Source organism: uncultured Aureimonas sp. (assembly GCF_913775355.1).
Lineage (GTDB): Bacteria > Pseudomonadota > Alphaproteobacteria > Rhizobiales > Rhizobiaceae > Aureimonas.
The window spans coordinates 1-17,469 of sequence record NZ_CAJYIU010000197.1; the positions used below are offsets into that span (position 1 = coordinate 1).

At 70.0% G+C, this 17,469-nt stretch carries 16 protein-coding genes; 12 read left to right on the plus strand and 4 right to left on the minus strand.

Going from position 1 to position 17,469, the window contains the following annotated elements:
* The 3 genes from QZ753_RS12170 to QZ753_RS12180 all read right to left on the minus strand — a co-directional run.
* Positions 1 to 1,000: ATP-binding cassette domain-containing protein (locus QZ753_RS12170; protein WP_294644076.1), on the minus strand; the 1,000-nt coding region annotated here is incomplete at its 3' end.
* Positions 1,001 to 1,069: 69 nt separating this feature from the next.
* Positions 1,070 to 2,095, minus strand: coding sequence for a sugar ABC transporter substrate-binding protein (locus QZ753_RS12175; protein ID WP_294644077.1), 1,026 nt, complete (start codon positions 2,093 to 2,095; stop codon positions 1,070 to 1,072).
* A gap of 70 nt (positions 2,096 to 2,165) precedes the next feature.
* Entirely contained in the window at positions 2,166 to 3,278 is a 1,113-nt protein-coding gene (locus QZ753_RS12180; protein WP_294644078.1) for an iron-containing alcohol dehydrogenase, read from the minus strand.
* A 335-nt stretch (positions 3,279 to 3,613) separates the two neighbouring features.
* Between QZ753_RS12180 and QZ753_RS12185 the strand changes: the two genes are divergently transcribed.
* The 12 genes from QZ753_RS12185 to QZ753_RS12240 all read left to right on the plus strand — a co-directional run bounded on the left by QZ753_RS12185 (position 3,614) and on the right by QZ753_RS12240 (position 16,207).
* A complete protein-coding gene (locus QZ753_RS12185) occupies positions 3,614 to 4,327 on the plus strand; it encodes a GntR family transcriptional regulator (RefSeq protein WP_294644079.1) in 714 nt (237 codons plus the stop codon).
* A gap of 262 nt (positions 4,328 to 4,589) precedes the next feature.
* The gene (locus QZ753_RS12190) at positions 4,590 to 6,164 is read left to right on the plus strand and encodes a GMC family oxidoreductase (protein WP_294644080.1); all 1,575 of its coding nucleotides are present in this window, start codon (positions 4,590 to 4,592) and stop codon (positions 6,162 to 6,164) included.
* Positions 6,165 to 6,209: 45 nt separating this feature from the next.
* Positions 6,210 to 7,004, plus strand: a complete 795-nt coding sequence (locus QZ753_RS12195) for an SDR family oxidoreductase (RefSeq protein WP_294644081.1) — start codon at positions 6,210 to 6,212, stop codon at positions 7,002 to 7,004.
* Positions 7,005 to 7,027: 23 nt separating this feature from the next.
* The gene (locus QZ753_RS12200; protein WP_294644082.1) at positions 7,028 to 8,152 is read left to right on the plus strand and encodes a glycerol dehydrogenase; all 1,125 of its coding nucleotides are present in this window, start codon (positions 7,028 to 7,030) and stop codon (positions 8,150 to 8,152) included.
* Between the two features lie 135 nt (positions 8,153 to 8,287).
* Positions 8,288 to 8,446: a hypothetical protein gene (locus tag QZ753_RS12205; RefSeq protein WP_175526818.1), complete on the plus strand. Its 159-nt coding sequence runs from the start codon at positions 8,288 to 8,290 to the stop codon at positions 8,444 to 8,446.
* Positions 8,447 to 8,499: 53 nt separating this feature from the next.
* Positions 8,500 to 9,396: a LysR family transcriptional regulator gene (locus QZ753_RS12210; RefSeq protein WP_294644083.1), complete on the plus strand. Its 897-nt coding sequence runs from the start codon at positions 8,500 to 8,502 to the stop codon at positions 9,394 to 9,396.
* A 121-nt stretch (positions 9,397 to 9,517) separates the two neighbouring features.
* Positions 9,518 to 10,657 carry an isovaleryl-CoA dehydrogenase gene (locus QZ753_RS12215; protein WP_294644102.1) on the plus strand — a complete coding sequence of 380 codons (1,140 nt, stop codon included), beginning with the start codon at positions 9,518 to 9,520 and terminating at the stop codon, positions 10,655 to 10,657.
* Positions 10,658 to 10,664: 7 nt separating this feature from the next.
* A complete protein-coding gene (locus QZ753_RS12220; protein ID WP_294644084.1) occupies positions 10,665 to 12,260 on the plus strand; it encodes a carboxyl transferase domain-containing protein in 1,596 nt (531 codons plus the stop codon).
* 2 nt (positions 12,261 to 12,262) lie between these two features.
* Positions 12,263 to 14,116 (plus strand): biotin carboxylase N-terminal domain-containing protein, encoded by a 1,854-nt coding sequence (locus tag QZ753_RS12225; RefSeq protein ID WP_294644085.1) that lies wholly within the window; start codon positions 12,263 to 12,265, stop codon positions 14,114 to 14,116.
* Positions 14,116 to 14,571, plus strand: coding sequence for a MaoC family dehydratase (locus QZ753_RS12230; protein ID WP_294644086.1), 456 nt, complete (start codon positions 14,116 to 14,118; stop codon positions 14,569 to 14,571). The genes QZ753_RS12225 and QZ753_RS12230 overlap by 1 nt, the downstream gene beginning before the upstream one ends.
* Entirely contained in the window at positions 14,568 to 15,419 is an 852-nt protein-coding gene (locus QZ753_RS12235) for a CoA ester lyase (RefSeq protein ID WP_294644087.1), read from the plus strand. Before QZ753_RS12230 ends, QZ753_RS12235 begins: the two co-directional genes overlap by 4 nt.
* Positions 15,416 to 16,207: a thioesterase family protein gene (locus tag QZ753_RS12240; protein ID WP_294644088.1), complete on the plus strand. Its 792-nt coding sequence runs from the start codon at positions 15,416 to 15,418 to the stop codon at positions 16,205 to 16,207. The genes QZ753_RS12235 and QZ753_RS12240 overlap by 4 nt, the downstream gene beginning before the upstream one ends.
* Positions 16,208 to 16,216: 9 nt before the next feature.
* On the opposite strand, the gene QZ753_RS12245 is transcribed toward QZ753_RS12240, so the two are convergent.
* Positions 16,217 to 17,449, minus strand: a complete 1,233-nt coding sequence (locus QZ753_RS12245; RefSeq protein WP_294644089.1) for a phenylacetate--CoA ligase family protein — start codon at positions 17,447 to 17,449, stop codon at positions 16,217 to 16,219.
* Positions 17,450 to 17,469: the final 20 nt, after the last annotated feature.

The following is a 17,469-nucleotide window of genomic DNA, read 5'->3' on the forward strand; positions in this document are numbered from 1 at the left end:
CGGCGAGACCGTCATGGGGGCCGCGGAAGGTCCGCTTCCCGCCCTTCACGACGAGCTCGCCCGCATCGTGGCGCATCGCGCCGTAGAGCACCTTGGACAGTTCGTCGACGCCCGAGCCGACGAGGCCGAAGATGCCGAGGATCTCGCCGCGCCGGGCGACGAGGTCGACGCCGGAAAAATAGGCGCCGCAGCCGAGGCCCTTCGCCTCGAGGAGCACGTCGCCGTCGGAGCGGCCGTCGCGGGCGGGATAGAGGTCGCCGGCCGCCTCGTCGAGCATCAGCTCGGGGATCGAGACGCCCGTGCGGCGCGCCTCGCCAACCGTCATCGTCGCAACGTTGCGCCCGCCGCGAAACACGGTGAACCGGTCGGCGATCTCGTAGACCTCCTCCAGCCGGTGGGTGATGTAGATGATCGAGATGCCGCCCGCCTGGAGCGCCCGCATCATCTGGAAGAGCGAGGCCTTCTCGCGCTCGGTCAGCGTCGAGGTCGGCTCGTCGAGGATCAGGATCTTGATATGGTCGTGGCGCAGGGCGTGGAGGATCGCGACGATCTCGCGGTCCACCGCCGGCATCTCGCCGACCCGCGCGTCGAGGTCGATCTCGATCGGAAAGCGGATGAGAAGCTTCTCGGCCTTTTCGCGCATCGCGGCGCGGTTCATGCGTCGGAAGAGGCCGGGCGTGGCGCCCTCGCCGCCGAGGAAGATGTTCTCGACGCCGGTGCAGTCGGGCACGAGTTCGGGATGCTGCTGGACGGTGGCGACGCCGGCCTCGATCGCCGCGCGCGGGGTGCCGAGCTCGACCGCATCGCCGTCGATCGTGATCGTCCCCTCGTCCTTCACGTAGACGCCGGAGAGGATCTTGATGAGCGTCGACTTGCCGGCGCCGTTGATGCCGAGGAGGGCGTGGATCTCGCCGCGGTCGAGGTCGAAATCGACGCCGCCGAGCGCCTGGACGGGCCCGAACCGCTTGGCGATGCCGCTCATGGTCAGGATCTTCGACATGGCCTCCCCTTCTCTTGCTCAAGGGAGGACGGGCTTGACGCCCGTCCTCCCTTCATCCGTCGGCGTCGATCAGAGGACGCGGTTCCAGCCGAGCTTGGCGGCCTCGCCGGGCTGGTCGTAGGTGTCGGGGATGTCGATGTCCGCGAGGCTTTCCTGCGTCACCGCGTAGGACGGGGTGATGACGAAGCGCGGCGCCTTGCGCCCGGCGATCACCTCATGCGCGAAGAACGCGTTCATGTAGGCCATCTCGTAGAAGCTCTGCGCCATGGTGAGGGCGAAGGGCGAGCCGGCCTGGATGTACTCGAAGGACTGCGCGCCGCCGTCGATGCCGGTGATGAAGACGTTGCGGCCCGAGGCCTTGATGGCGAGCGTGCCCTCGGACGCCGCGCCGTCCCAGGCGCACCAGATGGCGTCGAGCTCGGGATTGGCGGTGAGGATGTTGTCGACCACCTGGCGCGGGGTCGTCGTGCCGCCGAGAGCGAAGGCGATCTCGGACACGACCTGGATGTCGGGATAGCGCGTGAAGATCGATTTCGCGCCGAGCGTGCGCTGGTCCCAGGATTCGTTCGAGGGCAGGCAGACCATGGCGACCTTGCCCTTCCCCTTCAGGCGGTCGGCGATGTACTGCGCGCCGTAGGAGCCGAGGCCGAAGTTGTTCGACATGGCGGTGGAGGTCACCGTCGTGTTGGGCACGTAGCTGTCGCCGCAGAAGATCGGGATGCCGGAGGCGACCGCGGCCTGGACGGCCGGGGCGATCGCGGCGGCGTCGGCAGGCGTGATGAAGATCGCGGCGGGCTTCGATGCCACGAAGGCGGCGATCTGGTCGGCCTGCTTCTTCACGTCGTAGTTGGCGTCGGCGATCGTCAGCGTGCCGCCGAGGCGCTTCACGGCGTCCTCGTAGCCGGCGACGATGTGGCGGCCCGATTCCCAGACCGTCCAGCCGAGCGAGGCGCAGAACTGCGCGTCCTGCGCGAAGGCGAAGTTCGGCCGGGCGAGCGCCGCGGCCACGGTGAGCGCCGCGGCGCCGCTCAGGAACCCGCGGCGCGTCAGGCGCAGGCGGGCGGCTTCGGGGCTGTTGTCGTCGAAGTCGGTCATGCGGATCCTCCCAGTGATGAATGGTCGAGGCGGCCCCCCGCCGCCTCGCTTGGAATGGCGCCGGCCGCCCTCAGGCGGACTGGCGAAGCAGTTCGAGGTAGTCCTCGCGCGTCGGGATGCGCGGATTGGTGCCGTGGCAATGGTCCTTCAGCGCCTCGGCCGAGACGCGTTCCATCATCTCGTCGGTGACGCCCATGGCGCGAAGGCCGGGCGGCAGGCCGATGTCGCGCACGAGGCTGGCGATCACCGCGTCCGGCTCGCCGCCGAGGATGCCCGCCAGCACCTGCCACTTCTCCCCGATCGTCTCGCGATTGAAGCGGAGGACGGCGGGCATCAGGACGGCGTTCAGCGTGCCGTGGTGGAGGTTCAACTCGCGCACCGCGCCGAGCGGATGGGTCAGCGCGTGCACCGCGCCGAGGCCCTTCTGGAAGGCCATCGCGCCTTCCAGCGCGCACATCATCATCTCCCAGCGGGCGCGGGCGTCGGAGCCGTCGCGCACCGCTTGGCCGATCGCGCCCATGCCGCGCTTCAGCCCGTCGAGCGCGATCGCGTCGGCCGGCGGATTGACCGAGGGCGCCATGTAGGTCTCGAGGCAGTGCGAGATCGCGTCCATGCCGGTCGCCGCCGTCAGGAACGGCGGCAGGCCGTAGGTCAGTTCGGGGTCGCACAGCGCGACGGAGGGCAGCATGTGCGGCGAGACGATGCCGAGCTTGCGGCCCTCGGCGGTGATGATGACAGCGGCGCGCCCTACCTCGGAGCCGGTGCCCGACGTCGTCGGCACGGCCACCAGCGGGCAGATGCGGCCGTGGATCCGGGCGGCGCCCCCCTCGACCGCGGTGTATTGCGCGAGCGGCCCCTCGTGGCCGCTGAGGAGCCGCACGGCCTTGGCGAGATCGATCGACGAGCCGCCGCCAAGGCCGACGATCCCGTCGCAGCCTTCGGCCCGGTAGAGCGCATAGGCGGCTTCCGTCGCCGCTTCGGTCGGGTTGGCCGGCGTGTCGGAGAACACCACCGGACGCTCGGTGAAGAGGCCGAGCACCTTGTCCACCAACCCGCTCGCGACGAGCCCCCGATCGGTCACCACCAGCGGGCGCGACACGTTCAGCCCTTCCAGGATGGAGGGCAGCTTGGCGATGGCGCCTTCGTCGAACTCGATGCGGGTGAGGTAGGTGATCAGGGCCATGGCCGGCACTCTCGGACTTGTCGACATTCAGGATGCGCGGCATCGTTCGCGGCCAGGGGCTGGCCGCGCCGATCGGGCGCGATGGGTCTCTTCGGGACGTGCCGCGGCGCTCGCTGGCCAAAGGCCGGCGCTCGCCCGGATGCGCCACGCAATCAGGACTGCGGGTGATGGTTCGGGTGGGTCGGACCGGCCTTGCCGGTGCGGGTCGGCGGCCTCCTCCGCCGCGGTTCGATCTCGTATCGGATTGTGCCTTGCGTCGTCAACCGATATATGAGTTATTGAAGCCAGACCGGTTCCAGGTTGTCAACACCTCACCAGATCCGTCGGAATGATCCATGATTGCAGGAACTAGCGCCGTACGAGACAGGCGCTCGCCGGCGGAAAAGCCGACGCTGAAGGCCGAACAGATATATGAGGTTCTGCGCCACGCCATCGTGCGCCTGTCGATGGAGCCGGGCTCGGTGATCTCGGAAAAGGAGCTGTGCCTTGCCTACGGCGTGTCGCGCACGCCGGTACGCGAGGCGCTGAAGCGGCTCGCCGACGAGGACCTCGTCGACGTTTTTCCCCATTCGGGGACCTACGTCTCGAAGATCTCCTTCGAGGTCGCGGAAGAAGGTTTCGTGATCCGCCGCGCGCTCGAGATCGAGAGCATCCGCCGGGCCGTCGCCTATGCCACCGACGAGGACATCCGCCGGCTCGAGCGTCTGATCGGCGAGATGCGCGACATTCTGGAGCGCGAGGCGCTGCACGAATATATCGAGGTCGACGACGCCTTCCACGCGGCGATCGCCGGCATCAGCCGCTATCCGCGCATCTGGAAGTTCATCAATCTCGTGAAGGCGCATCTCGACCGGATGCGCCAGCTCTCGGCGCCGGTGCCGGGACATCTGGCCGAGGTGACCGAGCAGCACGCCGCGATCGTGCGCGCGCTCGGCCGGCGCAACGCCGACCAGGCGGAGCTTGCGATGAAGATCCACCTGGAATCCTCCTTCGCGGTGATGAGCGCGATGTACGAGGACGGCCGCTACTTCCGGAGGAAGGAAGCCTGATGACGGGCTCTTCTGCCGGCCCCCAGCCGTCGATCCCCATGCGAGCGTCGCACGACGCCGCCGCGACGGCGGGTGGCGAAGGGGCAGTGGGTGCCCGGATTTTCGCCGCGATTGCGGCGGCTGTGTCGGGCGAGCCGCCGAAATCCAGGACCTTCGACGACAACGAATGCACGCCCGACAGGTCGGCGCGGTGATGTGAGGACGGGGCTTCGTGCCAGCGCGCCGGGAGGCGAGCGGCCGGACGTCCGGGAGGAATGAAGAGATGAGCGAACTCAAGAACAGCTACGACATCGTCATCATCGGCGCGGGCGTCGGCGGCGGCGCGCTGGCCAACGCCCTGGCCGCGCCCGGCCGCGAGATCCTGATGATCGAGCGCGGCCCCCGCCTGCCGCGCGAGAAGGACAACTGGAGCGTCGACGCCGTCTTCCACAAGAAGAAGTATGCCACCAAGGAGGAGTGGCGCGACCGCGACGGCAAGCTCTTCAATCCCTCGACCTACTACTATGTCGGCGGCAACTCGAAGTTCTTCGGGGCGGCCACGGTGCGCTTCCGCAAGGAGGATTTCGAGGACCTGCAGCACGAGGCGGGCGTCGCCCCGGCCTGGCCCGTCTCCTACGACACGTTCGAGCCCTACTACGCCCGCGCCGAGAAGCTGATGGGCACGCACGGCGAGGCGGGCGTCGATCCGATCGAGCCGCCGCGCTCGGGCCCGATGCCCTATCCCGCGATCGGCCACGAGCCGGAGATCGCCTGGTTCGAGCGAAAGCTCCGCCAGAAGGGCCTTCGCCCCTTCCCGCTGCCGATCGCGATCGACTACCACGACGGGGGCGCCTGCGCGCGCTGCCGCACCTGCGACGGCTTCGCCTGCAAGATCGGCGCCAAGGGCGATGCCGAGGTGCGGCTCGTCAACCCGGCGCTCGCCAAGGGCGGCGTGACGCTGATCACCGAAGCCTTCGTCCATCGCCTCGTGACCGACCCGTCGGGCGCGCGGGTGACCGCGGTCGAACTCGACTACCAGGGCGAGCGCCGCACGGTCTCGGCGCAGATCTTCGTCTCGTCGGCGGGCGCCATCAACTCGTCCGCCCTCCTCCTGCGCTCGAAGAGCGACAAGCACCCGCGCGGCCTCGGCAACAACACGTCCGACCAGCTCGGCCGCAACTACATGGCCCACAACAACACGGCGATGATGGCGATCTCGCCGTTCAAGAAGAACCGCGTGACCTTCCAGAAGTCGATGGCGATCAACGACTTCTACCTCGCCAATTCCGAGAAGCCCTACCCGCTCGGCAACATCCAGGGCCTTGGCAAGCTGCAGGCCGGCATGCTGACGGCGAACGCCAAGTGGGCGCCGGAATGGGCGATGGGCCTGTTCGCCGAGCGCTCGGTGGACTGGTGGCTGATGTCGGAGGACCTGCCCGATCCGGAGAACCGCGTCAGCGTCGATCCCGACGGCAAGATCCGCCTGTCCTACACCTCGAACAATCTGAAGTCCCACGGCGAGCTGGTGAAGGTCTGGTCGAAGGTCATGCGCTCGCTCGGCTACCCCCTCATCATCACGCAGAAGATGGACATCAAGGTCTCGATGCATCAGTGCGGCACCGCACGCTTCGGCAACGATCCGAAGACCTCGGTCCTCGACACGAACTGCAAGGTCTGGGACGTCGACAATCTTTACGTCGTCGACGCGTCCTTCCTGCCGTCCTCGACGGGCTTCAACCCGTCGCTGACCATCGTGGCGCAGGCGCTGCGCACGGCCGAGCACATCGAGCGGGAGCTCGGCGAGCCGATGGCCGTGCCCGTCCCGCCGGTGCGGGTGGCCGAGACTGTGCCCGCCTGACGCCGCATCGAACGACAGAAGACGTTTCAAGGGAGGGGAACCACCATGGCGCCCAAGCGTGACTACGCGCGTATGTTCGACCTGACCGGCCGCAAGGCCATCGTGACCGGGGGCTCGCGCGGCATCGGCCGGGCGCTGACGGAGGCGCTCGCCGCGCACGGGGCGGACGTGTGCGTCGTCGTGCGCTCGACGCTGCCGCAGGCCGAGGAACTCGTGGCCGAGCTCAATGCCGGCGGCGGCGACAGCTTCGCGATCCAGGCCGACGTCGCCGACCCCGCCGACGTCGAGCGGCTGGCAGCGGGCGTCGAGGCGCGCTGGGGACGCGCCGACATTCTCGTCAACACCGCCGGCACCATCTATCCCGGCGACGCCGAGACCTACGCGCTCTCCGACTGGCGCGCCACGATGGCGACCAATCTCGACGGCGTGTTCCTCGTCAGCCAGGCGATCGGCCGCCTGATGATCCGCCAGAAGTCCGGCTCGATCATCAATATCGGCTCGATGTCCGGCCGCATCGTCAACTGGCCGTTCAAGCATTCCGCCTACAACGTCTCGAAAGCGGCGGTGCACATGCTGACCAAGTGCCTCGCCACCGAGTGGGCCGAGCACAACATCCGCGTCAACGCGCTCGCGCCCGGCTACATCCTCACCGAACTGACGGAAGAGGTGCTGCGCGAGAACCCGGACGTCGTGAACAACCATTGGGCGAAGAGCGCGGTGCAGAACCGCATCGGCACGGTGGACGAACTCGCCGGCTCGGTCGTCTATCTCGCGAGCGACGCCGCCTCCTTCACCACCGGCGAAATCCACACGGTCGACGGCGGCCTGACGCTGCGCTGACACTCCCCAAGGACAGTCCCATCATGACACAACGCGGATACGGCGGACCGCTTCGCTACGTCCAGGGCCCGGGCGTGGCCTCCGATCTCGGCCGCTACGTCGCCCCGTTGGGCGACAAGGCGCTGGTGGTGATCGACGGCTTCTTCTGGGACACGCTGCGCCCCGAACTCCAGTCGGCCCTGTCGACCGCCGGGGTCTCGGCCGAGTTCGTGCGCTTCGGCGGCGAATCGTCGGATGCCGAGATCGAGCGCTGCGTGGCCGCCGGGCGCGCGGCCGGCGCGAGGTCCGTCGTCGGCATCGGCGGCGGCAAGGCGCTCGACACGGCCAAGATCACCGCCTTCCACATCGGCGCGCGGATCGTCACCGTGCCGACCATCGCCTCGACGGATTCGCCCACGAGCTCGCTCGGCGTGATCTATTCGCCGGACGGCGTCTACGACCGCGTGGTGCGCTGCGGGCGCAACCCGGACGTGGTGCTGGTCGACAGCGAACTGATCGTGAAGGCGCCGGCGCGCTTCCTCGCCGCCGGCATGGGCGACGCCCTCTCGACCTTCTACGAGGCCCGCTCCAACGTCGAGTCGCGCTCCAACAACTATATTGGCGACGGCTACGCCACGACGGTCGCGGGCTACCAGATCGCGAGAGCCTGCCACGACACCCTGATGCGGGACGGACGCGCGGCCTACATCGCGGCACGAGACGGGCGCCTGACGACGGCGGTCGAGAACATCATCGAGGCCAACACGCTCCTGTCGGGCCTCGGCTTCGAGAACTGCGGCGTATCCGGCGCGCACGGCATCCATGACGCCCTGACCGTTCTCGAGCCGGTGCACCACTTCCTGCACGGCGAGAAGGTCGCCTTCGGCGTCCTCTGCCTTCTCGTCCTCGAGAACCGGCCGCCGGCCGAGTTTGCCGAGGCCCTGCGCTTCTGCCGCGACGTCGGCCTGCCGACGACGCTCGCCGACCTCGGCCTGAGGGACGCCAGCGCCGCCGACATCGCACGCGTCGGCGAAGCCGCGATGGCGCCGACCAACGTCATCCATTCGGTGCCCGTGAAGCTGACGGCGCGCGCGATCTCGGATGCGATCTGGACCGCGAGTCATCTGGCCGAACGAGGCAAGACAGATCCCGCCGCGCCGGGTCACTGACCCCCGTCCCGCGACGCCGGCCGGCCCTGCCGCGGCGGCGTCGCGGGGGCCGGCCGCATTAGGGTTAATCTTTCGTTGCATTTGCCGACCGGCCGCGCTCGCGCGATATCACTCGCGACGCCACAGGAGGCCCCGATGCTGCCCCTCATGCCCGGACCCGATCCGACCGCCTTCGGGGCGATCGCCATCGCGCTGACCATCGGCGCCGGCGGCGCGGTGCTCGCCTTCGCCGGCCTCCTCGGCTGGACCGCCGTCGAACTCGTTTGCCTGATCGAGCACTACGGCGAAGCCTGAGGAGCGAAGCGCCTCCCGTTGCGGGGCGCGCGGGCGCTCCATAGACTGCGGCTATGATCGACCGCTATCACCTGCGCTACTTCCTTGCCGTGGTCGACACCGGCAACTTCTCGCGGGCGGCCGGCGCCTGCCATGTCTCGCAGCCGACCCTCTCGGTCGGCATCGCCAAGCTCGAGCAGGGGCTCGGGCAGACGCTCTTCCACCGCACGAACCGGCGCGTCGAACTGACCCCGGCCGGCGCCGCCCTTCTCGCCCATGCCCGGTCGATCGAGGCCGGCTTTGCGGCGGCCGAGCGCGCGGCCTCCGGCAGCGCGACCGTGCCGGTGCTGCGGCTCGGCATCCTCTCCACCGTGCCCCGTCGCTGGACGGAGGATTTCCTGCATCGGCACGCGCAAGACGGATTTCCCGAGCGGCTGGAGATCGTCGAAGGCGGCGAGCGCGACCTGCGAACGCGCCTCGCACGCGGTCGGATCGACATGGCGCTGACGATCCTGCGGGACGAGACCGACCGCAAGGGCGGTCGCGCGGTCGTGTCGGAAGGCTATTCCCTGGCGCTCGCCGCGACGCATCCCCTGTCCGGCCGCCCCGCCCTCCGCGCCGAGGACCTCGTCCACGAGCCGATGCTGGTGCGCCGTCACTGCGAGCTCCTGCCGGAGACCAGCCGCTTCTTCACCGCGCGGGGCGTGCGCCCCTTCTTCGCCGCCCGCACCACCAGCGACGACAAGGCGCTCGCCTATGTCCGCGCGGGTCTCGGCCTCACGGTGATGCCGGACGGCTTCTTGGAGGCGGGCGTCGCCAGAGTGCCGATGGAGGACTTCGCCTTCCGGCGCGACCTCGGCCTCGTCGTCGCGCCCCACGCGGACGCCCGTTCGCTGACCTCGACACGCACCGCCGACCGGTTGGCGGACGCCTACACGGAAGCCGCAGCGCCGACGCCACGCCGATCATAGATCGCGTCTATGATGAAGCCCCGCATCTTTCAATTTTGCCGGACGGGCGAAGCCACGTAGTCTCAGCCCTCGACAAGCTTGGGAGGGCGCGTTGGCGGACCTGGATTTCGGCCTCGGCGAGATGGCGGACACGATCCGCGAGACGACGCGGCGCTTTGCGGCGGACAGGATCGAGCCGATCGCCGCGGAGGTGGACCGGGAGGACCGCTTCGCCCGCGAACTCTGGCCACAGATGGGCGCGCTCGGCCTCCACGGCATCACGGTGGAGGAAGCCGACGGCGGCCTCGGGCTCGGCTATCTCGAGCATCTCGTCGCCTGCGAGGAGGTGAGCCGCGCCTCGGCCGCGATCGGCCTCTCCTACGGCGCCCATTCGAACCTGTGCATCAACCAGATCCGCCGCTGGGCCACCCCGGAGCAGAAGGCGAAGTACCTGCCGAAGCTCGTGTCGGGCGAGCATGTCGGGAGCCTCGCCATGTCGGAGGCGGGCGCGGGCTCGGACGTCGTGTCGATGAAGCTGAAGGCCGACAAGGTGGACGGCGGCTGGCGTCTCAACGGCACCAAGTTCTGGATCACCAACGCGAGCCACGCCGATACGCTCGTGGTCTACGCCAAGACCGACCCGGAGGCGGGCTCCAAAGGCATCTCGACCTTCCTGATCGAGAAGGACATGCCGGGCTTCTCGATCGGCCAGCGGATCGACAAGGTCGGCATGCGCGGATCGCCGACGGCCGAACTCGTGTTCAACGACTGCTTCGTGCCCGACGAGCAGCTGATGGGGTCGCTCAACGGCGGCGTGAAGGTCCTGATGTCGGGGCTCGACTACGAGCGCGTGGTCCTGTCCGGCATCCAGGTCGGCATCATGCAGGCCTGCCTCGACGTGGTGGTGCCCTATGTGCGCGAGCGCCGCCAGTTCGGCCGTCCGATCGGCGATTTCCAACTGATGCAGGCGAAGGTCGCTGACATGTATGTCGCGCTCAACGCCTCGCGCTCCTACTGCTACGCCGTCGCAAGGGCGTGCGATGCCGGCCGCGTCACGCGGTTCGACGCGGCGGGCTGCATTCTGTTCGCCTCGGAAAGTGCGGTGCGCGTCGCCGGCGAGGCGATCCAGGCGCTCGGCGGGGCCGGCTACACGCGCGACTGGCCGGTGGAGCGCTACTGGCGCGACGCCAAGCTCCTCGACATCGGCGCGGGCACCAACGAGATGCGACGCATGCTGGTCGGCCGCGAGCTGATCAAGCACGACGCCCCGCGCGTCCAGTAGGCCGCCGATGCCGACGCTCCGCTCGCTCGTCGACACGGCCTCGCCGGCCTTCGCCGCCCAAGACGCCCACAACCGCGCGCTCGCGGCGACACTGCGCGAGACGACGGCGAGAACCGCGCTCGGCGGATCGGCCGAGCACCGCGCCCGGCACGTTGCGCGCGGCAAGCTCCTGCCGCGCGACCGCGTCGCCCGGCTCCTCGACCCCGCCTCGCCCTTTCTCGAGATCGGGGCGCTCGCCGCCAACGGTCTCTATGGCGACGCCGCGCCCGGCGCCGGGATGATCGCCGGCATCGGCCGCGTGTCGGGCCGCGAATGCATGATCGTCGCCCACGACCCCACGGTGAAGGGCGGCGCCTATTTCCCGATGACGGTGAAGAAGCACCTGCGCGCGCAGGAGATCGCCTTCGAGAACCACCTCCCCTGCATCTATCTCGTGGATTCGGGCGGCGCCAACCTGCCCCATCAGGCCGAGGTCTTCCCCGACCGCGACCATTTCGGCCGCATCTTTTTCAACCAGGCGCAGATGTCGGCGGCGGGCATCCCGCAGATCGCCTGCGTCATGGGCTCGTGCACGGCGGGCGGCGCCTACGTGCCGGCCATGTGCGACGAGACGGTGATCGTGCGGGGTCAGGGCACGATCTTCCTCGCCGGCCCGCCGCTGGTGAAGGCCGCGACGGGCGAGGTGATCTCGGCCGAGGAGCTCGGCGGCGCCGAGACGCACGGCCGGCGCTCGGGCGTCGTCGACCACGTCGCCGAGGACGACACCCATGCGCTCCTCATCGTGCGCGACATCGTCGCGACGCTGAACCGCGCGAAGGCGGTCGACATCAATCTCGCGCCCCCGCGCCCGCCGCTTCTCGACCCGGTCGAGCTCTACGGCATCGTGCCGGCCGACCTTCGCATCACCTACGACGTGCGCGAGGTGATCGCGCGGCTCGTCGACGGGTCCGAGTTCCACGAGTTCAAGGCGCTCTACGGCACGACGCTCGTCTGCGGCTTCGCCCGCATCTGGGGCATGCCGGTGGCGATCCTCGCCAACAACGGCGTCCTCTTCTCCGAAAGCGCGCTGAAGGGGGCGCATTTCATCGAGCTCGCCTGCCAGCGCCGCGTGCCCTTGTTGTTCCTTCAGAACATCTCCGGCTTCATGGTCGGCGGCAAGTACGAGGGCGAGGGCATCGCCAAGAACGGCGCCAAGCTCGTGACCGCGGTCGCGACCGCCACCGTCCCGAAGGTGACGGTCCTCATCGGCGGCAGCTTCGGCGCCGGCAACTACGGCATGTGCGGACGGGCCTACAGCCCACGCTTCCTGTTCTCCTGGCCGAACGCGCGCATCTCGGTGATGGGCGGCGAACAGGCGGCGAGCGTGCTCGCGACCGTCCACCGCGACGCCGACAGGTGGACGGCGGAGGAAGCCGAAGCCTTCAAGGCGCCGATCCGCCAGACATACGAGGACGAGGGCAACCCCTACTACGCTACCGCCCGCCTCTGGGACGACGGCATCATCGACCCGGCCTCGACCCGCGACGTTCTCGGCCTAGCCTTCTCGGCAACGCTCAACGCCCCGATCCCGGAGCGCCCGCGCGCCGGCCTGTTCCGGATGTGACGATGATCGAAAGTCTCCTCATCGCCAATCGCGGCGAGATCGCCCGCCGCATCATCCGCACCGCACGGCGTCTCGGCATCCGCACGATCGCCGTCCATTCCGACGTCGACGCCGACATGCCCTTCGTCGCGGAAGCCGACGAGGCGGTCCTGATCGGCACGGCCGCTGCCAGCGAGAGCTATCTCCGGCAGGACCGCATCCTCGAGGCCGCTCGGGCGACGGGCGCCGAAGCCATCCATCCCGGCTACGGCTTCCTGTCCGAGAACGCCGAGTTCGCGGAGGCCGTGGTCGCGGCCGGGCTCATATGGGTCGGCGCGCCTGCCAGCGCAATCCGTGCCATGGGCCTGAAGGACGCCGCCAAGGCTCGGATGATCGCGGCCGGCGTTCCGGTGACGCCGGGCTATCTTGGCGCCGACCAGAGCCTCGAGCGCCTGACGCGCGAAGCCGAGGCGATCGGCACGCCGCTTCTCATCAAGGCGGTGGCGGGCGGCGGCGGCAAGGGCATGCGCCGGGTCGACGCGCTGGCGGATTTTCCCGGCCTTCTGGAAAGCTGCCGCCGCGAGGCGGCCGCATCGTTCGGCGACGATCGCGTGCTTCTGGAGCGCTACATCACCGCCCCGCGCCATATCGAGGTGCAGGTCTTCGGCGACACCCACGGCAACGTCGTCCATCTCTTCGAGCGCGACTGCTCGCTGCAGCGCCGCCACCAAAAGGTCATCGAGGAGGCCCCCGCCCCCGGCATGGACGAGGCGACGCGCCGCGCCGTCTGCGATGCCGCGGTGCGCGCGGCCAAAGCCGTCGACTATGTCGGCGCCGGCACGATCGAGTTCATCGCCGACGGGTCGGAAGGGCTTCGTGCCGACCGGATCTGGTTCATGGAAATGAACACACGGCTGCAGGTCGAACACCCGGTCACGGAGGCGATCACCGGTCAGGACCTCGTCGAATGGCAGCTGCGCGTGGCGAGCGGCGAGCCGCTGCCGCTCGCTCAAGGTGCGCTGCGGATCGACGGCTGGGCGATGGAGGCGCGCCTCTACGCCGAGAACCCGGCGACGGGCTTCCTCCCATCGATCGGGCCGGTAGAACGCCTGCGTTTCCCGCCGAACATCCGGGTCGACAGCGGCGTCGAGGAAGGCGGCACGATCACGCCCTTCTACGACCCGATGATCGCCAAGCTCGTCGTCCACGGCGCGACGCGCGAGATGGCGGCGAGGCGCCTGTCGGAGGCGGCAGGGGGCACGGAGGTCTGGCCGCTGAAGACCAATGCCGGCTTCCTCTCGCGCGCGGCCGCCCATCCGGGCTTCGTCTCGGGGCGGGTCGACACCGGCTTCATCGAGCGCCATGCCGCAGATCTCGTGCCGCCTGCCGAGCCGACGGAGGCGATGGTGGAGGTGGCCGCCGCCGCCCTGTTGCCTAAGCCCAGCAACGATCCCTGGAGCGCCCTCCAGGGCTTCCGCCTCAACGCCGCGCCCGACAGGGCCGTCGATGTGATCGTCGGCGGGACGCCGCACCGCATCGTCCCGCGCGCCCACCCCGGCGTGACGACAGCGAACGGCGTCGTCTTTTCGGGCGGCGACGCCTTCGCCTTCGGGCCGCCTCGCATCGAGGCCGGCAGCAAGGCGAGCGAGGGGGACGGCGCGATCCTCTCGCCGATGCCGGGCGCGGTGATCGCCGTGCATGTCGGCGAGGGGCAGGCGGTCGCCAAGGGCGAGCCGCTCCTCGTTCTCGAGGCGATGAAGATGGAGCAGGCGCTGCTGGCGCCGTTCGCCGGCACCGTCGCCCTTCTCAAGGCGGAACGGGGCGCGCAGGTGCCCGAAGGCATGTTGCTGGCCCGCATCGAACGGACGGGGGACTGATGGCCGGACGCCTCTTCGACGACTGGACCGTGGGCGACCGGATCGCCCACGAGATCCGCCGCACGGTGACGGAGACCGACAATCTCCTGTTCACGGTGATGACCCACAACCCGCAGCCGCTCCATCTCGACGCGGAGGCCGCGCGCGCCAGCGAGTTCGGGCAGATCCTCGTCAACGGGACCTATACGTTCGCGCTGATGGTCGGCCTGTCCGTCGGCGACACGACGCTGGGCACGCTCGTTGCAAATCTCGGCTACGACAAGCTGGCGATGCCCAAACCCGTCTTCATCGGCGATACGCTGCGGGCCGAGACCGAGGTCCATGCGCTGAAGGAGAGCCAGTCACGCCCCGAAGCCGGCATCGTCACCTTCGCACACCGCATGCTCAACCAGCGCGACGAGATCGTCTGCGAATGCCTGCGCACCGCGCTGGTGAAGCGGAAGGCCGCGCCATGAGCCTGCGCTCGCTCCTCTTCGTTCCGGGCGACCGGCCGGACCGCTTCGCCAAGGCTGAAAGCAGCGGCGCCGATGCGCTGATCCTCGACCTCGAGGATGCCGTCGCTTCCAGCGCCAAGGATGTCGCGCGCCGGGCCGTGGCCGATCGCCTGCGGGCCCCGCGCGGGCGCTCGCGCCTCTTCGTGCGCGTCAATCCGCTGGGCACGCCGCTCTTCGACGCCGACATTGCGGCGCTCGAAGACCTTGAACTTGATGCCGTGGTGCTGCCGAAGGCGGAAGGGGCGCGAAGCGTTCTCGCCTGCGCCGAGCACTTGGCCGAGCGATGCGTCGCCGCACCGATCCTGCCGATCGCCACCGAAACGCCCGCCGCGATCTTCGGCCTCGGCAGCTACGGCGAGGTGCGGGGCCATCTCGCCGGTCTCACCTGGGGCGCGGAGGACCTGCCGGCGGCGATCGGAGCCAGCACGGCCCGCGAGGCCGACGGCCGCTTTACGCCACCTTACGAGATCGCGCGATCGCTGACGCTGTTTGCCGCCCATGCGGCGGGCACGGCCGCGATCGAGACCGTGTACCCCGCCTTCAAGGACGAGGCCGGGCTCGACGCCTTTGCCCGGCGCGCCGCGCGCGACGGGTTCACCGGCATGATGGCGATCCACCCGGCCCAGGTCCCGGTGATCAACGCCGCCTTCACCCCGAGCGCGGAGGCGGTCGCCGGCGCCCGGCGCATCGTCGAGGCCTTCGCCGCCGCCCCCGACGCCGGGGCGCTGCAGGTGGACGGGCGGATGGTCGACGCGCCGCACCTCGCCCAGGCCCGCAAGCTTCTCGCCCGCATGGAAACCCCCGCATGACGCCCGACGAGCCCGCCTGCTTCTTCCAGCGCGAGGGCGACCACGCCTTTCGCGCGACCCGCCTGACCGAGGGTGCCTGGAACCCGGCCGAACAGCACATCGCACCGGCGCTTGGGCTGATCGGCCACGCGATCGAGGCGGACATGCGCGCGCGACGCGGCGACGATCCGCTGGTCCTGTCGCGCATCTCCTACGACATCCTCGGCGTCATCCCGATCGGTGTCGTCAGCATCGAGACTGAGGTCATCCGGCCGGGCCGGACGATCGAGCTCGTGGAAGCGAAGCTCCTCTACGACGGGCGCGCTTGCGTCCTCGCGCGGGCCTGGGCGCTGAAGGCCTACGACACCGGCGCGATCGCCGGCACGGCGCTCGACCCACTGTCGGCGCGCGAGTCCTTGAGCGAGCACACGTTCGACGGTGTCTGGGCGGGGGCCTGCGTGCGCACGCTGGACGGGCGGCGCGAGCAGCTGGGCCAGGGCCGCGCGCGCGGCTGGCTCCGCACCGACGTCGCGCTGATCGGCGGCGAGACGGTCGGCCCGACGGCGCGCGCGCTGGGGCTCGTCGACTTCGCCAACGGGATCACGCCGCGCTGCGGCCCGGACACGGCGCTCTTCCCCAATGTCGACCTGACGGTCCATCTCCTGCGCGAGCCCGTCGGCGAATGGCTCGGCTTCGACACTGCGGTGAGCTTCGGCTCGGTCGGCATCGGCCTCACCCACTCGATCCTGCACGACGCGCGCGGGCCGCTCGGCTCGGTGTCGCAGAGCCTGACGGTGCGCCCGCGCTGACCCTGCCGTTCAGTCGTAGCGCCGCTCGTCGGCGATCACCTTGCCGTCGCGCGGCAGGGTGCCCGGCGCCACGACCCGCGCGGTGCCGCGCAGCTTGGTGACGCTGGCGAGCGTCTCGGCGAGGGCCGCGGCCACGGCCTCGTCCGGCCCTTCGGCATGGAGGGTCATCACGTCGCGCTCGCCCTCGCGCGTGACCACGAGCCGGAGATGCCCGACCTCGGGATGGCGCTTGCCGACCGTCGCCACCTGCTCGGGCCGCACGAACATGCCGCGCACCTTGGTGGTCTGGTCGGCGCGGCCCATCCAGCCGCGGATGCGCGGCGCGGTACTGTCGCCGGCCGCGGTGCCCGTGTGGATCGCCGAGAGATCGCCGGTCGCGAAGCGAAACAGCGGGTAGTCTGCATTGAGGCGGGTGACGATGAGCTCGCCGATCTCGCCGTCCGGCACCGGGTCGCCCGTGCCGGGTGCGACGATCTCGACGATTGCCTCCTCGCTGACCGCCATGCCCTCCTCGGCCGCGCCTGTCTCGAAGGCAATGATGCCGAGATCGGCGGTGCCGTAGGCTTGGGCGAGCCGGAGCCCCCGCCCCTCCAGCTCGCGCTTCAGCGACGCCGGCAGCGCCGCGCCGGAGACGAGCGCCAGCCGAAGCGAGGACACGTCGCGCCCGAGCTCAGTCGCCTTGTCGAGGAGGACCTTGAGGAAGTCCGGCGTGCCGACATAGGCCCGCGCCCCGTATCGCGCGAGGGCGTCGACCTGCGCCTCCGAGCCGGCGGTGCCGGCCGGAATGACGGCGCAGCCGAGCGCATGGGCGCCGCTCTCGAACATCGCGCCGGCCGGGGTCAGGTGGTAGGAGAAGCTGTTGTGAAGGACGTCGCCCGGTTCGAGGCCGAGGGCGTCGAGCGCGCGTGCCGCGCCCCACCAGTCCGCGCCGAAGCCTTCCGGATCGAGGATCGGCCCCGGCGAGACGAAGAGGCGCGCGAGCGCCCCCGGCGCCTTGAGCGCCAGCCCGCCGAAGGGCGGCCGCTCGTCCTGGAGGCGCGGCAGGTCGGACTTGCGCAGCACCGGCAGGCGGGCGAGCGCCTCGCGCGAGGTGACGGTCGCGGGGTCGAGCGCGCCGAGATGCGCCTGCCAGCCGGGCGCCCTGGCGAGCGCCTCTGCGAGAAGCGTGCGGAGCGTTGCGAACTGCGCAGCCGCGCGCGCCGCCGGCTCGCGCCGGGCGAGGGTCCTGTCGTAGACCGTCATGGGAATGTCCTTCCGATCCC

Bases quoted from the DNA above. Each gene is read 5' to 3' on its own strand.
- QZ753_RS12175 (WP_294644077.1), bottom strand. From the start codon at position 2,095: ATGACCGACTTCGACGACAACAGCCCCGAAGCCGCCCGCCTGCGCCTG.
- QZ753_RS12180 (WP_294644078.1), bottom strand. From the start codon at position 3,278: ATGGCCCTGATCACCTACCTCACCCGCATCGAGTTCGACGAAGGCGCC.
- QZ753_RS12185 (WP_294644079.1), top strand. From the start codon at position 3,614: ATGATTGCAGGAACTAGCGCCGTACGAGACAGGCGCTCGCCGGCGGAA.
- QZ753_RS12190 (WP_294644080.1), top strand. From the start codon at position 4,590: ATGAGCGAACTCAAGAACAGCTACGACATCGTCATCATCGGCGCGGGC.
- QZ753_RS12195 (WP_294644081.1), top strand. From the start codon at position 6,210: ATGGCGCCCAAGCGTGACTACGCGCGTATGTTCGACCTGACCGGCCGC.
- QZ753_RS12200 (WP_294644082.1), top strand. From the start codon at position 7,028: ATGACACAACGCGGATACGGCGGACCGCTTCGCTACGTCCAGGGCCCG.
- QZ753_RS12205 (WP_175526818.1), top strand. From the start codon at position 8,288: ATGCTGCCCCTCATGCCCGGACCCGATCCGACCGCCTTCGGGGCGATC.
- QZ753_RS12210 (WP_294644083.1), top strand. From the start codon at position 8,500: ATGATCGACCGCTATCACCTGCGCTACTTCCTTGCCGTGGTCGACACC.
- QZ753_RS12215 (WP_294644102.1), top strand. From the start codon at position 9,518: ATGGCGGACACGATCCGCGAGACGACGCGGCGCTTTGCGGCGGACAGG.
- QZ753_RS12220 (WP_294644084.1), top strand. From the start codon at position 10,665: ATGCCGACGCTCCGCTCGCTCGTCGACACGGCCTCGCCGGCCTTCGCC.
- QZ753_RS12225 (WP_294644085.1), top strand. From the start codon at position 12,263: ATGATCGAAAGTCTCCTCATCGCCAATCGCGGCGAGATCGCCCGCCGC.
- QZ753_RS12230 (WP_294644086.1), top strand. From the start codon at position 14,116: ATGGCCGGACGCCTCTTCGACGACTGGACCGTGGGCGACCGGATCGCC.
- QZ753_RS12235 (WP_294644087.1), top strand. From the start codon at position 14,568: ATGAGCCTGCGCTCGCTCCTCTTCGTTCCGGGCGACCGGCCGGACCGC.
- QZ753_RS12240 (WP_294644088.1), top strand. From the start codon at position 15,416: ATGACGCCCGACGAGCCCGCCTGCTTCTTCCAGCGCGAGGGCGACCAC.
- QZ753_RS12245 (WP_294644089.1), bottom strand. From the start codon at position 17,449: ATGACGGTCTACGACAGGACCCTCGCCCGGCGCGAGCCGGCGGCGCGC.